Origin of the sequence: Robiginitalea biformata HTCC2501 (assembly GCF_000024125.1) — a bacterium.
Lineage (GTDB): Bacteria > Bacteroidota > Bacteroidia > Flavobacteriales > Flavobacteriaceae > Robiginitalea > Robiginitalea biformata.
Genome location: NC_013222.1, coordinates 3,280,792 through 3,294,838, shown reverse-complemented (window position 1 = coordinate 3,294,838; position 14,047 = coordinate 3,280,792). Strand labels below are relative to the sequence as shown.

Here is a 14,047-nt window from a genome sequence, read left to right as displayed (position 1 = left end):
ATTTTGTTAAACGTTCCATAGGGGGGAGACCCTGTGGTTAATTTTAAGGGAATCAAATTCGGTATGGTACATCTGCGTTTATTGCCTCTGCTGATACCCATGTTACTTACAGGTAAGCTGTATGCCCAACAGGGAGATTTCAGCTGGTTGACAGGATCCCCCAAGACAACTGTAGAAACGGTATCCGGACCGATTCCCGTGCTGGCCTTTGAGGAGTTGGAGCCGTTATTCCATCAGGAAGGCACCCAGGTCCGGATCATCAATTTCTGGGCCACCTGGTGTGCCCCCTGTATTGCGGAACTTCCCTTTTTTGAAAAAATCCGCCGGGAATATGCCGACCGGGGCGTGGAGGTTACCCTGGTGAGCCTGGATATGCCTTCCATGTGGGAAAAGCGTCTGCCGGCCTTTATTGAAAAACGGGGAATCGAAAGCCCGGTGGTGGTCCTGGACGACCCCCGGCAAAACGACTGGATCCCCCGGGTTTCTCAGGAATGGTCCGGCGCCATCCCGGCCACCCTGATCTATTCCGCAAACCGCCGCGAATTCTACGAACAAACATTTGACGGCCCACAACTCGAGTCGGTCGTTCAATCTTTTTTAAACGATTAAATCAAATAGCATGAAAACACTGCAACACCTTCTCGTTTTATTTGGCTTGCTCCTCTTTCCGCTCCAGGAAGTATTATCACAGGGATATTCCGTAGGGGACAAGGCCACGGATTTTGAACTGCCCGCCGTTGGCGGCGATCGCGTCAGCCTCAGCGATTACCCGGAGGCTAAGGGCTTTATCGTTGTGTTCACTTGCAACACCTGCCCGTATGCCCAGGCCTACGAGGATCGGATCGAGGCGTTGAATGCGAAGTATGCGAACCGGGGTTTCCCCGTGATTGCCATCAACCCGAATAACCCGGAGATACAACCCGGGGACAGCTTTGAAAAGATGGCCCTGCGGGCAAAGGAAAAAGGCTTCTCCTTTCCCTACCTGCTCGACGAGGAACAGGAAATCTACCCGCTTTACGGGGCCACCCGCACCCCCCACGTCTTTTTGCTGGAGCGCAGCGGTTCCGACCATATTGTACGCTATATCGGAGCCGTCGACGACAATTACCGGGATGCCTCGGCCGTGGAAACGCCCTACGTGGAAGCTGCCGTGGACGCCCTGCTCAACGGACAACCCGTGCCAACTGAAACCACCCGGGCAATCGGGTGCAGCATCAAGGCCTGAGAATAGTTGAGGTAGCCGCACGGAGCCCGGAGGCAGTTTCGGGCGACCCGGCGGGCATTTGGTCCAAAATCCGTATTTTTGCCGGGAATTCGCGCGCCCCGGTTTTCTGGAATGCGCGACTCCAAAAACAGAAAACACCGTATGGCAGACCTTACCCAAGAAGACTGGAGGGAACAATTGGAATCCGACCCGGATGCCGTCATCCTGGATGTCCGGACCGACGAAGAGATGGAGGAGGGGTACATCCCCGGGGCCATCCAGATCGATATATACCGCGGACAGGGGTTCCTGGACGAAGTGGAAAAACTGGATAAATCCAAAAGTTATTACGTGTACTGCCGTTCCGGGAACCGCAGCGGCCAGGCCTGCTCCCTGATGCAAAGCAAGGGCTTTGAGCGTACCTACAACCTGGTAGGGGGGATGCTCGAGTGGGACGGGGAGGTAACCGAATAATTGTTCGGAATGTGCTATTTTTAGCATGTGAACCTTTTTTACACGGCACTGTATTATTTCCAAAAGCGGGGATTTGAAGTCTGCCGCCGCATAGCCGAGCGCCTGGGCATCCGTACCCGGGTGGTCCGGACCTCGTTTATTTACCTGACGTTTGTTACGCTGGGCTTTGGATTTGCCCTCTATCTCTTCCTCGCATTCTGGCTGAGGATCAAGGATCTGGTGTACACCAAACGAACCTCCGTATTTGACCTCTGACTATGCTGAAGCTCTTCCGGTCCAAGATTTACCTGGCGCTGACGCTGATGCTCCTCGTGCTGCTATTCGGGCTGTTCGGGTATCGTTACGTCGCCGGGTTCAATTGGAGCGAGTCCCTGTACATGACCATCATCACCGTGACCACGGTGGGCTTTCAGGAGGTGCGCCCGCTGGATACGGAGGCACGACTCTTTACGGTTATCCTGATCGTATCGAGCGTCTTTATCTTTGCCTTTGCGATCTCAGTGATTACCGAGTATATCCTCGGGAGAAATTCCCTTCAAATCCTAAAGAAGAAAAAAGTGAAACAGCGAATCGATGCACTTGAGCGCCATGTGATCATCTGCGGGTACGGACGGAACGGCTCCCAGGCCGCGCAGCGGCTGCAGAATTACAAACAGCCCTTTGTCGTAGTGGAGCGGGATCCAACCATTATCGAGAAGTACGAAACGGACGACATCCTGTTCCAGGAAGGGGATGCCAACGAGGACGAGGTGCTGCAGGAGGCCGGGGTGGAACGCGCCCGGTACCTGATTACCACCCTCCCGGACGACGCGGCCAACCTGTTTGTGGTCCTTTCGGCCCGCCAGTTGAACCCGGACCTCACCATCATCAGCCGCGCCTCGCAGATTTCCTCGGTCAAAAAACTGCAACTGGCAGGCGCTGACAAGGTGATCATGCCGGACAAGATCGGCGGAGATCACATGGCATCCCTGGTGGTGCTGCCGGACCTGATTACCTTCATGGACCAGCTTTCCATGGAAGGCGAGCACACGACAAACCTGGAAGAAGTCGGGATTGAGGATTTTCGCAACCAGGTGGAATGCAATACGCTTCGCGATTTGGACCTCAGGCGGAAAACGGGATGTACGATTATCGGGTATATCGAACCCGATGGCAACTATATCATCAACCCGGAAGCGGACCTCCCCTTGCAACCCAAGAGCAAGGTCATCGTATTGGGCCGTCCGGAACAGATCCGCAAGCTCAACGAGATGTTTCACATCGGCTGAACCCCGGGGATAATATTTGGACGGCATCCTAATTTTTAGGATATTGCCGCGGTCCGAAAAATTCAAACCACACTAACTCACCCTACCGAATATGAAGTATTTACTTTCCCTCCTGATCTGCATGACATCCCTGGGGATAACCGCCCAGGAACTCGAACTCCGGGGGACCATCAACAACCCGTCATCCAATATCAACGACGGGGTCATCCGGGTAACCGTTTCCGGTGGTACGGCGCCGTACACCTACCGGTGGAGCAACCAGGAGACCCCGCTTACCTCGGACCGGTCTACAGGGCTCACCGAAGGCGTGCCTTACTCCGTGGTCGTAACGGATTCGCAGGGGAACTCGGCAACCGCGGAATACACCGTCCCCACCGAGGCGATCACGGAAGTATTCAACGGCACGATGACACCGGCGGTCAACGCCCTGGGATCCGTGCTTTTCTGGGATCCGTTCGCCGCTCTCGGCCTGTACGACCCGGTGGTATATGCCGACGTCAAGAATATCGGCATCCCCGGCTGGTCGCCAGACGTAACCGACCGGTACGTCCTTAAAGAGTGGCTGAAGGCAGAAGGGGAGCAAGTCCGAAATGGAGACCCCATAGCGGTTATATCCCGGGATAACGGGCCGGACCAGACCATTTCGGCTAACGCCTCCGGTTCACTGAAACACCTGGTGGACGAAGGGAAGGTAATCTACAACCCGGACAACCCGGAACACATCATCGAGCAGGGGGCCCATTACCTGGCCCAGGTGGAATACGACGAGCCCGTGGTAATTGCACACCCGAACGGCGACCCGATTACCAATGGCATTCCGTTTATCGTAATCTGGCTCGTACTGGGGGCCACCTTCTTCACCATCCGCATGGGCTTTATCAACATCCGCGGCTTCCGGCATTCCCTGGCCCTGGCACGCGGCAAATACGACGACCCGAATGCCCCCGGGCAGGTTACGCATTTCCAGGCACTGGCGACCGCGGTGTCCGGTACTGTCGGGCTTGGAAATATCGCAGGTGTAGCCGTTGCCGTATCCCTCGGTGGGGCAGGGGCGACTTTTTGGATGATTATCTGCGGGCTGCTCGGGATGTCCTCGAAATTTGTGGAGTGCACCCTGGGCGTGAAATACCGGGACATCCTCCCGGACGGGAGGGTCTTCGGCGGGCCGATGAACTATCTGCGGTACGGGCTGGAAAAAAGGAACCTCAAAGGCCTCGGAAGGGTGCTGGCCGTGGTATTTGCCGTCCTGGCAGTAGGCGCTTCCTTTGGCGGGGGGAATATGTTCCAGGCCAATCAGTCTTTTGAACAACTGGCCGGGCAATTCTCGGTCCTTCAGGGGAACGGCTTCTGGTTCGGTGTGGTTACGGCCATCCTGGTAGGGGTCGTGATCATCGGGGGAATCCGGAGCATCGCCAAGGTAACCGGCAAGGTGGTCCCCCTCATGGCGACTATCTATGTGGTTGCCGCCCTCGCGGTCATTATCATGAACATACAAAATATCGGACCGGCTTTTTCCGCCATCGTGGACGGCGCATTTAACCCGGGAGCCCTCAAGGGGGGGATCATCGGCGTGCTGGTGGTCGGTTTCCAGCGGGCGGCATTCTCCAATGAAGCCGGTGTGGGGTCGGCTGCCATCGCGCACAGCGCCGCAAAAACCAACCATCCGCCCTCTGAGGGCTTTGTGGCCCTGCTCGAACCGTTTATCGATACAGTGGTGGTTTGTACGCTGACGGCACTCGTCCTGATTTTTACCGGGATGCACGAGGTGGAGGGCATGGCCGGCGCCCAACTTACGTCCGATGCCTTTGGCAGCCAGATTTCCTGGTTCCCGTATGTATTGGGCATCGCGGTATTCCTCTTTGCCTTTTCCACGATGATTTCATGGTCCTACTACGGTATGCGGGCCTGGACGTTCCTCTTCGGCAAGAGCAAGAAATCCGAGATGGTCTACAAATCCCTTTTCCTGGTATTTGTCGTAATCGGGGCGTCTGTGAGCCTGGGTGCGGTACTCGATTTCTCGGATATGATGATCCTGGCCATGTCCTTCCCGAACATCATCGGCTTGTATATCATGTCCGGCGAGGTACGGGTAGACCTGCGGGAGTACATGACGAAACTCAAGAATAACCAGCTTTTCCGGAAGCAGACTGCAGAATAGGGGCAGGCCCCATCCGTATTTTTGGCGGATGAGGCGACCCGAATCCCACTTCAGAGGCAACCAACGCATCCGGAGTGGGATTTTTTATTTCCTGTGCCTGATGTTACTGCTGGAATGCTTGCGTCGCTCGGCGCCCGGGTGGGGGAGCGGGCATCCGGTCGCTGCAGGACCCGACACTACTTTTACCTGGATCCCTGACACCCCGGTTACTCCGGTTTCCGATCAAAAGTCCGGTAAGCCGGAATCCTTTGCGGGCCGGCAACGCCATCCGGACGCCTCCGCAGTACGGGTACCCCATTCAGACACCTCCACCCTCCGGGTCCGCCCGCCGGGCCGGGACGAGGCAAAACCCAACCCTTTCCGGGACCTGAACCAGGCCAGCGCATCGGATTTGCAGGCCGTCCGCGGGATTGGTCCGGTCCTTTCTGCCCGGATCGTAAAGTTCCGAGATGCCCTTGGCGGCTTCCAGCACGCCGGGCAGCTCTACGACGTATACGGGCTCCCCCCGGAGGTAGCCAGGCGTGCCGCCCTGCAGTTCCGGGTGGTGCAACCCCCGCCGGTACAACGCATAGATATCAACGATGCCACCGTTGAGGAACTGGCTGCACTGGTGTACCTGGACTGGCAAATGGCCCGGGATATCGTGGCCCGCCGAAATACCCTGGGTCCCTACGAATCCCTGGAGGAGCTCCGGGAGATCGGCAGTATTCCAGGCGGGCGAATTGAGAGAATAGCGTTATATTTGTCCCTTGAAAAACAATGAATTGCTATGATCGCCGAATCCACTGATAGTGTGAATTTTGAATATTCCGAAACCCAGCGTATGGTGGCCGAATCTGCGCGGGATTTTGCGGAACAGTTCATCCGTCCCCACGTAATGGAATGGGATGCTTCCCAGACGTTTCCCGTGGAGGTTTTCAAGAAAGCCGGGGAATACGGATTTATGGGGGTGCTGGTACCGGTAGCCCTGGGGGGCTCCGGGATGGGGTACCACGAATACATCGCCATTATCGAGGAAATCTCGAAGGTGGACCCGGGTATCGGCCTGTCCGTGGCCGCCCACAATTCGCTCTGCACGAACCATATATTGCTTTTTGGGGACGAAGAGCAAAAGCAGCGCTGGATTCCTAAATTAGCCACTGCCGAATGGATCGGTGCCTGGGGCCTGACCGAGCACAACACAGGGTCGGACGCCGGCGGGATGAATACCACGGCTAAAAAGGACGGTGACCACTGGGTTCTCAATGGTGCCAAAAATTTTATCACCCACGGGATCAGCGGCGATGTGGCGGTAATCATTGCCCGGACCGGGGAGAAAGGAGACAGCCGGGGCATGACGGCTTTTGTGGTGGAAAAGGGTACCCCGGGATTCTCCAGCGGCAAGAAAGAGGATAAGCTCGGCATGCGCGCCAGTGAAACCGCCGAATTGATTTTTGAGGATTGCCGCATCCCGGACGGCAACCGGCTCGGGCCGGTAGGGGAAGGCTTTATCCAGTCCATGAAGGTCCTGGACGGAGGCCGCATCTCCATCGGGGCACTCTCCCTGGGAGTTGCCAAAGGAGCCTTTGAGGCATCCCTGAAATACTCCAAGGAACGCGTGCAGTTCGGCAAGCCCATCAGCGCATTCCAGGGTATCTCCTTCAAACTCGCTGAGATGGCCACGGAAATCGAGGCGGCTGAATTGATGGTCCACAAAGCGGGGTTTTTGAAAAATGCGGGTAAACCGGTAACCCAACAGAGCGCCATGGCCAAGATGTACGCTTCGGAAGTGTGTGTGCGGGTGGCTAACGAGGCGGTGCAAATCCATGGGGGATACGGGTATATTCGTGAATTTCCCGTGGAAAAATTCTACCGGGATGCCAAACTGTGCACCATCGGGGAGGGGACTACGGAGATACAGAAAGTGGTCATCTCAAAGAATCTTTTAAAATAACTAGGAAGTTTCCGGGGAATGGCTGTATATTTGCAGCCCGAATCCCAAAAGAAAGGAGGTTGTAGCCCATGTTAATTATACCTGTAAAAGAAGGAGAAAATATCGACCGAGCGCTCAAGCGCTTTAAGCGGAAATTCGACCGGACCGGTACCATGCGCCAGCTGCGGAAGCGGCAGCAGTTTACCAAGCCTTCGGTAGAACGCCGCCAGCAAGTGCTCAAGGCAGAATATATCCAAAGTCTGAGGGACCAGGAAGAATACTAGGATCCACTCAGCAAGCAATATCGCGACCCGGACCATTTGGCCCGGGTCGTTTTTTTGTACCCGCCCCTTTCGTATCTTTAATCCATGTCCCTGGAGGCGTTTGCCAAATACCTGACCCTGGAAAAGAAGTATGCCGCCCATACGGTGAAGGCCTACCTGGCCGACCTGGATGCATTTTCGGAATACTGCCGGGAGGAACAGGGGGAATTTGCCCTGGCGGACCAGCCGTACCCCGTGATCCGCAGCTGGATCATCCACCTGATGGAATCCGGCCTGAACAACCGGTCGGTGAACCGGAAGGTAGCCTCCCTGAAATCCTATTATAAATACCAGCTTCGGCAGGGCCGCATTGACGCGAGCCCGCTGGCCGCCCACAAACCGTTGAAAATCCCGCGCCGGGTGGAAATCCCCTTCAGCGAGTCGGAAATGGAGGGCCTGCTGGGCGAATGGGAGCCATCGGAAGGGTATGAGGCCCATCGGGACAAACTGGTTGTGGAACTCCTCTATACCACGGGGATGCGTCGGGCCGAACTCATTGGATTAAAGCTCGGGGACGTAGACCTGGAACAGGGGACGCTGCGGGTTACCGGGAAGCGGGACAAGGAGCGTATCCTGCCGCTCCTACCGGGGATTGTACGTGAAATCCGGGCCTACCTGGAGCTCAGGGGCGCCCACTTCAAATCCGGTTCGGAACCGCATCTCTTCCTCACTTCCAGGGGCAATAAATTATATGAAAATCTTGTTTATAGAATTATAAATAGATACCTTAGTATGGTATCCGCGAAGTCCAAAAGGAGCCCGCACATCCTCAGGCATACCTTCGCTACTCATCTACTAAACCAGGGAGCCGATATGAATTCCGTCAAGGAACTTTTGGGACACTCTTCACTGGCCTCCACGCAGGTTTATACGCACAATAGCATTGCCGAGCTGAAACGGATCCACGGTACTTCGCACCCGAGGAACAAAACAAAGTAAGAACCATCAAAATCAACGCGTATGCATGTGACCACACAATCCGTCAATTTTAACGCCGATGGTAAACTGTTGGAATTCACCCAGCGCCGGCTCGACAAACTCGAACAATTTTACGACCGGGTCATCCGGGCCGAGGTGTTTCTGAAGGTGGAGAACATCAGCGAAAAGGAGAACAAGGTTGCAGAGATTAAAATGCAGGTTCCCAAAGATACCTTCGTCGTGAAAAAGCAGTGTAAATCCTTTGAGGAAGCAGTCGATTCTGCCTGCAGTTCCCTGGAGCGGAAACTGGTCAAAAAGAAGCGCAAACCCAGGGCGTATTCCTCCCTAAAATTTTTATAAATATAGTTTTGATTAAATAAATAATTATCTACATTTGCAGTCCGTTAGAAATAGCGGACTTTTTTATGCTTAAAAAAGGCCCATTAAGCCGATGTAGCTCAGCTGGCTAGAGCACGTGATTTGTAATCTCGGGGTCGTGGGTTCGAGTCCCTCCATCGGCTCGTAAGTTCTTAAATTTCTAGGGTTCGGGGAGATACTCAAGCGGCCAACGAGGACAGACTGTAAATCTGTTGGTTTTCACCTTCGCAGGTTCGAATCCTGCTCTCCCCACAAAGAAATTCTTAAAGTGGGTGTCAAGAGCTCGCTTTTGATTAGCGTTCATTGAGTTCTTATATAAGAGGATGAGGCCAGCGCACCAGCTGGCTCCTCACTGCAAAACGTCCACCGGACGTTCTGCAAACGTTCGGACCGGTTCCCCGAACCAGGATCACCGACACCGGGAAACCGGTGGCGGTAATCCGGAGACAACCGAAACGCTACTAAAAATGGTTTTAGGTTTAACCGGAACCGAGCGCAGCGAGGTAATCCTCGCGAATTGACATATTGAGATTAAATTATTGCGGGAGTAGCTCAGTTGGTAGAGCGTCAGCCTTCCAAGCTGAATGTCGCCGGTTCGAACCCGGTCTCCCGCTCAAGACCTTGGGCAAGCGTTTGCGGTGCTTGGGCCGATCGATTTCCGAAAGGTTTTCGGTGATGTCGCCCCCTGAACCTTGCGCCAACCAGCCGACGTAGCTCAGGGGTAGAGCGTTTCCTTGGTAAGGAAGAGGTCACGGGTTCAATTCCCGTCGTTGGCTCAAAGAAATATGGCCCCGGTGGCCGGATCACCCGCTTTCGGAGCCCTGATCGAACCGATTTCCAATTGCCGTTTACCGGCAGGGAGTTTGGGGATGGCGGGCCGGACGCGTTTAGAACAGTTACACTAATATAAACTAAGATTAAAATCACTAACAATGGCTAAGGAAACATTTGACCGTTCCAAACCGCACTTGAATATCGGTACGATTGGACACGTCGACCACGGTAAAACTACGCTGACAGCCGCCATTACTACCGTACTGGCAAACGCTGGCCTCTCTGACATTCGGAGCTTCGACTCCATCGATAACGCTCCCGAGGAAAAAGAACGTGGTATTACCATCAACACTTCTCACGTAGAATACCAGACCGAAAACCGTCACTACGCCCACGTTGACTGTCCGGGTCACGCGGATTACGTAAAGAACATGGTTACGGGTGCTGCCCAGATGGACGGCGCTATCCTGGTAGTTGCTGCTACAGACGGTCCGATGCCCCAGACCCGCGAGCACATCCTGCTCGGCCGCCAGGTTGGTATCCCGCGCATCGTTGTCTTCCTGAACAAGGTAGACATGGTGGACGACGAGGAGCTGCTGGAGCTCGTTGAAATGGAAGTGCGCGAGCTGCTTTCCTTCTACGAGTACGACGGCGACAACAGCCCGGTTATTTCCGGTTCTGCCCTGGGCGCCCTGAATGGCGAGCAAAAGTGGGTGGACACCGTAATGGAGCTGATGAAGGCTGTAGACGAGTGGATCGAGCTGCCCCAGCGCGATGTGGACAAGGATTTCCTGATGCCCGTTGAAGACGTATTCACCATTACCGGACGTGGAACTGTTGCTACAGGCCGTATCGAGACTGGTGTTGCCAGTACAGGAGACGCGGTTGACATCATCGGTATGGGCGCTGAAAAACTGTCCTCTACCATTACAGGTGTTGAGATGTTCCGCAAGATCCTCGACCGCGGGGAAGCCGGTGACAACGTAGGTATCCTGCTGCGCGGTATCGAGAAAAAAGATATCAAGCGCGGAATGGTAATCTGCAAGCCGGGATCTGTTACTCCGCACGCCAAGTTCGAAGCGGAAGTCTATATCCTGAAAAAAGAAGAAGGTGGACGTCACACGCCGTTCCACAACAACTACCGTCCTCAGTTCTACGTACGGACAACGGACGTTACCGGAACCATCAACCTGCCTGACGGCGTTGAAATGGTGATGCCGGGGGATAACCTGACCATCACTGTAGACCTGATCCAGCCGATCGCCCTGAACGTGGGGCTGCGCTTCGCCATCCGCGAAGGAGGTCGTACTGTCGGTGCCGGCCAGGTAACCAAGATTCTGGATTAAGCCCCAAAAGGCTTAGGAAAGGCAGTGAGGGGTCCCGTCCTGATAACGAATCGGGACGGATCCCTTTCACTGTAAATACGGGTGTAGCTCAGTTGGTAGAGCACTGGTCTCCAAAACCAGGTGTCGGGAGTTCGAGTCTCTCCTCCCGTGCAGAGCAACGGAAGGTCCCGCAGGGAGCGGGTCTTCAGGAATAAAATACAACCAGCGATGTTGACATATTTTAAGGAATCCTATCATGAATTAAGGCACCAGGTAACCCTGCCCTCGCGGGCGGAGGCGTCTAACCTGATGGTGATCGTAGCGGTCTTTTCCATTCTGTTTGCCCTGGCGACCTGGGGTGTGGATTCCCTGTTTTCAAAACTCATCCAGTTGTATTTTAACGCATTAATCGGATAAGCGGAGGAGGATGTCAGAAGTATTGGAGAAGAAGTGGTACGTAGTCCGCGCCGTAAGCGGTCAGGAAAACAAGATCAAAGGGTATATCGAGAGCGAGGTGGAACGCCACGGTTTCGGGGATAACCTGGAAGAGGTCCTGGTTCCTACCGAAAAAGTGGTCCAGATCCGCAACGGAAAAAAGATCAACAAGGAGCGCGTTTATTTTCCCGGATACATCATGGTTAAGGCAAACCTTACCGGGGAGATGATCCACATTATCCGCTCCATCACCAATGTGATCGGCTTTTTGGGTGAAACCAAAGGGGGAGACCCGGTGCCGCTTCGCAAATCCGAAGTCAACAGGATGCTCGGGAAGGTGGACGAGCTGGCAATCAACACGGATGCCGTGGCGATTCCGTTTGTCCTGGGCGAGACGGTAAAAGTAATCGACGGTCCTTTCAATGGTTTCAACGGAACGGTGGAGAAGATCAACGAGGAAAAGCGGAAACTCGAGGTGATGGTGAAGATTTTCGGAAGGAAGACGCCTCTGGAGCTCAGCTACATGCAGGTAGAAAAGGTATAGAGAATAATTGTTACGCTTAAAAGTGGAGTTGCTTCCAATTTAACTCGCTTTTATGTTCCGCGGCCCCCGGGTGGCGGGATTTAAACCGGCCGGGGTGAAACGGCCGGGAGCTGTAAATTAAATATAACAATGGCAAAAGAAGTAAGTAAAGTAGTTAAACTACAAGTAAGGGGAGGTGCTGCGAATCCGTCGCCACCGGTTGGACCCGCTTTAGGTGCTGCCGGCGTTAACATCATGGAGTTCTGCAAGCAGTTCAATGCGCGTACGCAGGACAAACAGGGCAAGGTTTTGCCTGTTGTTATCACCGTATACGGCGACAAGTCCTTTGACTTTGTCGTCAAGACACCGCCAGCGGCAGTTCAGCTAATGGAAGCGGCAAAGGTTAAAAAGGGATCCGGCGAACCGAACCGCGTGAAAGCGGGGAGTGTGAACTGGGATCAGATTCGCGCCATCGCAGAAGACAAGATGGCAGACCTGAATGCCTTCACCACCGAGTCAGCCATGATGATGGTTGCCGGTACGGCCCGTTCCATGGGCCTGAAGGTGGCAGGCAAACGCCCCTTTTAATCCGAAAAGCACTTTAACATGGCGAAATTAACAAAGAAGCAAAAAGAGGCTCGGGCCAAGATCGAACGCGACAAGCTCTACTCTATTCAGGAAGCCTCCGAGCTTATCAAGGAAATCACCAACGTAAAATTTGACGCCACGGTAGACCTGGCGGTCCGCCTCGGGGTGGATCCGCGGAAGGCCAACCAGATGGTCCGCGGGGTTGTAACCCTCCCCCACGGGACCGGGAAGGACGTCAAGGTGCTCGCACTGGTGACCCCGGATAAGGAAGCGGAAGCAAAAGAAGCAGGAGCAGACTTCGTAGGTCTGGATGAATACCTCGAAAAGATCAAAGGCGGCTGGACGGACGTGGATGTCATCATCACCATGCCCAGCGTCATGGGGAAACTCGGACCGCTCGGGCGGATCCTGGGGCCCCGTGGCCTGATGCCGAACCCGAAGACGGGTACGGTAACCATGGATGTCGCCAAGGCGGTTTCCGAGGTCAAGGCCGGTAAGATCGATTTCAAGGTGGATAAAACGGGGATCGTCCATGCCGCAATCGGCAAGGTATCCTTTTCAGCCGACAAGATCGCTGGCAATGCCAAGGAACTCATCGAGACCCTGGTCAAGATGAAACCCGCGGCTGCCAAAGGGGTGTACATGAAGAGTATCTACATGTCCAGCACCATGAGTCCGAGTGTTCAACTGGATCCGAAAGTGGTCCAAATCTAAAAGAACCCAAGATGACCAGAGAAGAAAAAGCAACTGTAATTGAGGACCTGAAAGCCCAGCTGGGCGAGAGCGGTATCATCTACCTGGCCGATATTTCCGGCCTGGATGCCGGTACCACCTCGGACCTCCGTCGCGCTTGCTTTAAAGCAAATATCAAGCTGGCGGTAGTGAAGAATACACTGCTCGCCAAGGCTATGGAGGCCTCTGAAAAGGAGTTCGGGGATTTGCCCGAAGTCCTGAAGGGGAACACTTCGCTGATGCTTTCCGAGACCGGAAACGCCCCGGCCAAGCTGATCAAGAACTTCCGCAAGAAGTCCGACCGGCCGCTGCTCAAAGGCGCTTTCATCGAGGAGGCAATCTATATCGGCGATGACAAATTGGACGCGCTGGTAAGCATCAAGTCCAAGGAAGAGGTAATTGGAGATATCATCGGCCTGCTGCAGTCACCGGCCAAGAACGTGATTTCAGGTCTGAAGTCCGGCGGCGGCAAACTGGCGGGAATCCTGAAGACCCTTTCCGAAAAAGAGTAAGTACGCACTAAAACCTAAGTATAAATTTCAAACAGAAGTAAACGATAGAAAAATGGCAGATTTAAAAGAATTCGCAGAACAGTTGGTCAACCTTACCGTTAAGGAGGTAAATGAATTGGCCGATATCCTGAAAGAGGAATACGGAATCGAGCCCGCCGCTGCTGCGGTTGCGGTTGCCGGAGGTGCTGCTGCTGGTGGAGACGCCGGTGAAGCTGCTGAAGAGCAAACCGAATTCGACGTAATCCTGAAGGCCGCCGGTGGTTCCAAACTGGCAGTTGTTAAATTGGTAAAAGAACTGACCGGACTCGGTCTGAAAGATGCAAAAGACATCGTTGACAGCGCACCCAAAGCTGTTAAGGAAGCCGTATCCAAAGACGAAGCCGAAGGTATCAAAAAATCACTGGAAGAAGCAGGAGCAGAAGTTGAGCTTAAATAATTGCGTCGACCATATGGTTTAGGTTTAGGTCTTCCGCCTTTCTGGCGGCTAGGCCTAAACCCTTTTATACGATGTATATAAAGTCAT

The 14,047-nt window shown here is 54.3% G+C and carries 18 protein-coding genes and 5 tRNA genes; all 23 read left to right on the top strand.

Translation table 11 applies throughout. The features are described 5' to 3' along the window. Positions 1-63: 63 nt before the first annotated feature. The 23 genes from RB2501_RS14575 to rplL all read left to right on the top strand — a co-directional run bounded on the left by RB2501_RS14575 (position 64) and on the right by rplL (position 13,960). Entirely contained in the window at positions 64-609 is a 546-nt protein-coding gene (locus RB2501_RS14575) for a TlpA family protein disulfide reductase (protein ID WP_148214397.1), read from the top strand. 10 nt (positions 610-619) lie between these two features. Continuing rightward, a complete protein-coding gene (locus RB2501_RS14570; protein WP_015755628.1) occupies positions 620-1,225 on the top strand; it encodes a thioredoxin family protein in 606 nt (201 codons plus the stop codon). A 141-nt stretch (positions 1,226-1,366) separates the two neighbouring features. Beyond that, on the top strand, positions 1,367-1,678 hold the full coding sequence (locus RB2501_RS14565) for a rhodanese-like domain-containing protein (protein WP_041327914.1): 312 nt from the start codon (positions 1,367-1,369) through the stop codon (positions 1,676-1,678). A 27-nt stretch (positions 1,679-1,705) separates the two neighbouring features. Further along, a complete protein-coding gene (locus RB2501_RS14560) occupies positions 1,706-1,933 on the top strand; it encodes a PspC domain-containing protein (RefSeq protein ID WP_015755626.1) in 228 nt (75 codons plus the stop codon). Between the two features lie 2 nt (positions 1,934-1,935). Then, positions 1,936-2,946 carry a potassium channel family protein gene (locus tag RB2501_RS14555; RefSeq protein ID WP_015755625.1) on the top strand — a complete coding sequence of 337 codons (1,011 nt, stop codon included), beginning with the start codon at positions 1,936-1,938 and terminating at the stop codon, positions 2,944-2,946. Positions 2,947-3,037: 91 nt separating this feature from the next. After that, the gene (locus tag RB2501_RS14550) at positions 3,038-5,104 is read left to right on the top strand and encodes an amino acid carrier protein (protein ID WP_015755624.1); all 2,067 of its coding nucleotides are present in this window, start codon (positions 3,038-3,040) and stop codon (positions 5,102-5,104) included. A gap of 28 nt (positions 5,105-5,132) precedes the next feature. Next, on the top strand, positions 5,133-5,867 hold the full coding sequence (locus RB2501_RS15900; RefSeq protein WP_015755623.1) for a ComEA family DNA-binding protein: 735 nt from the start codon (positions 5,133-5,135) through the stop codon (positions 5,865-5,867). Between the two features lie 30 nt (positions 5,868-5,897). Then, complete coding sequence (locus tag RB2501_RS14540; protein WP_041327912.1) at positions 5,898-7,037, top strand: acyl-CoA dehydrogenase family protein; 1,140 nt, start codon at positions 5,898-5,900, stop codon at positions 7,035-7,037. Positions 7,038-7,105: 68 nt separating this feature from the next. Continuing rightward, complete coding sequence (gene rpsU, locus RB2501_RS14535; protein WP_015755621.1) at positions 7,106-7,300, top strand: 30S ribosomal protein S21; 195 nt, start codon at positions 7,106-7,108, stop codon at positions 7,298-7,300. An 84-nt stretch (positions 7,301-7,384) separates the two neighbouring features. Then, entirely contained in the window at positions 7,385-8,278 is an 894-nt protein-coding gene (locus RB2501_RS14530) for a tyrosine-type recombinase/integrase (protein WP_015755620.1), read from the top strand. 21 nt (positions 8,279-8,299) lie between these two features. Further along, entirely contained in the window at positions 8,300-8,617 is a 318-nt protein-coding gene (hpf, locus tag RB2501_RS14525) for a ribosome hibernation-promoting factor, HPF/YfiA family (protein WP_041327308.1), read from the top strand. An 87-nt stretch (positions 8,618-8,704) separates the two neighbouring features. Beyond that, positions 8,705-8,778, top strand: a tRNA-Thr gene (locus RB2501_RS14520). 26 nt (positions 8,779-8,804) lie between these two features. Next, a tRNA-Tyr gene (locus RB2501_RS14515) sits at positions 8,805-8,887 on the top strand. Positions 8,888-9,176: 289 nt separating this feature from the next. After that, positions 9,177-9,249: transfer RNA gene (locus RB2501_RS14510), tRNA-Gly, on the top strand. A gap of 90 nt (positions 9,250-9,339) precedes the next feature. Beyond that, positions 9,340-9,411 (top strand) — tRNA-Thr (locus tag RB2501_RS14505). A 156-nt stretch (positions 9,412-9,567) separates the two neighbouring features. Continuing rightward, entirely contained in the window at positions 9,568-10,755 is a 1,188-nt protein-coding gene (gene tuf / locus RB2501_RS14500) for an elongation factor Tu (protein WP_015755618.1), read from the top strand. A gap of 77 nt (positions 10,756-10,832) precedes the next feature. Further along, a tRNA-Trp gene (locus tag RB2501_RS14495) sits at positions 10,833-10,905 on the top strand. Between the two features lie 57 nt (positions 10,906-10,962). Next, a complete protein-coding gene (gene secE, locus RB2501_RS14490; protein ID WP_015755617.1) occupies positions 10,963-11,151 on the top strand; it encodes a preprotein translocase subunit SecE in 189 nt (62 codons plus the stop codon). 10 nt (positions 11,152-11,161) lie between these two features. Further along, a complete protein-coding gene (gene nusG, locus RB2501_RS14485) occupies positions 11,162-11,713 on the top strand; it encodes a transcription termination/antitermination protein NusG (protein WP_015755616.1) in 552 nt (183 codons plus the stop codon). 129 nt (positions 11,714-11,842) lie between these two features. Beyond that, on the top strand, positions 11,843-12,280 hold the full coding sequence (rplK, locus tag RB2501_RS14480; protein WP_015755615.1) for a 50S ribosomal protein L11: 438 nt from the start codon (positions 11,843-11,845) through the stop codon (positions 12,278-12,280). Between the two features lie 18 nt (positions 12,281-12,298). Further along, a complete protein-coding gene (gene rplA / locus RB2501_RS14475; protein ID WP_015755614.1) occupies positions 12,299-12,994 on the top strand; it encodes a 50S ribosomal protein L1 in 696 nt (231 codons plus the stop codon). A gap of 11 nt (positions 12,995-13,005) precedes the next feature. Then, complete coding sequence (gene rplJ / locus RB2501_RS14470; protein WP_015755613.1) at positions 13,006-13,524, top strand: 50S ribosomal protein L10; 519 nt, start codon at positions 13,006-13,008, stop codon at positions 13,522-13,524. Between the two features lie 52 nt (positions 13,525-13,576). Further along, a complete protein-coding gene (gene rplL, locus RB2501_RS14465) occupies positions 13,577-13,960 on the top strand; it encodes a 50S ribosomal protein L7/L12 (protein WP_015755612.1) in 384 nt (127 codons plus the stop codon). Positions 13,961-14,047: the final 87 nt, after the last annotated feature.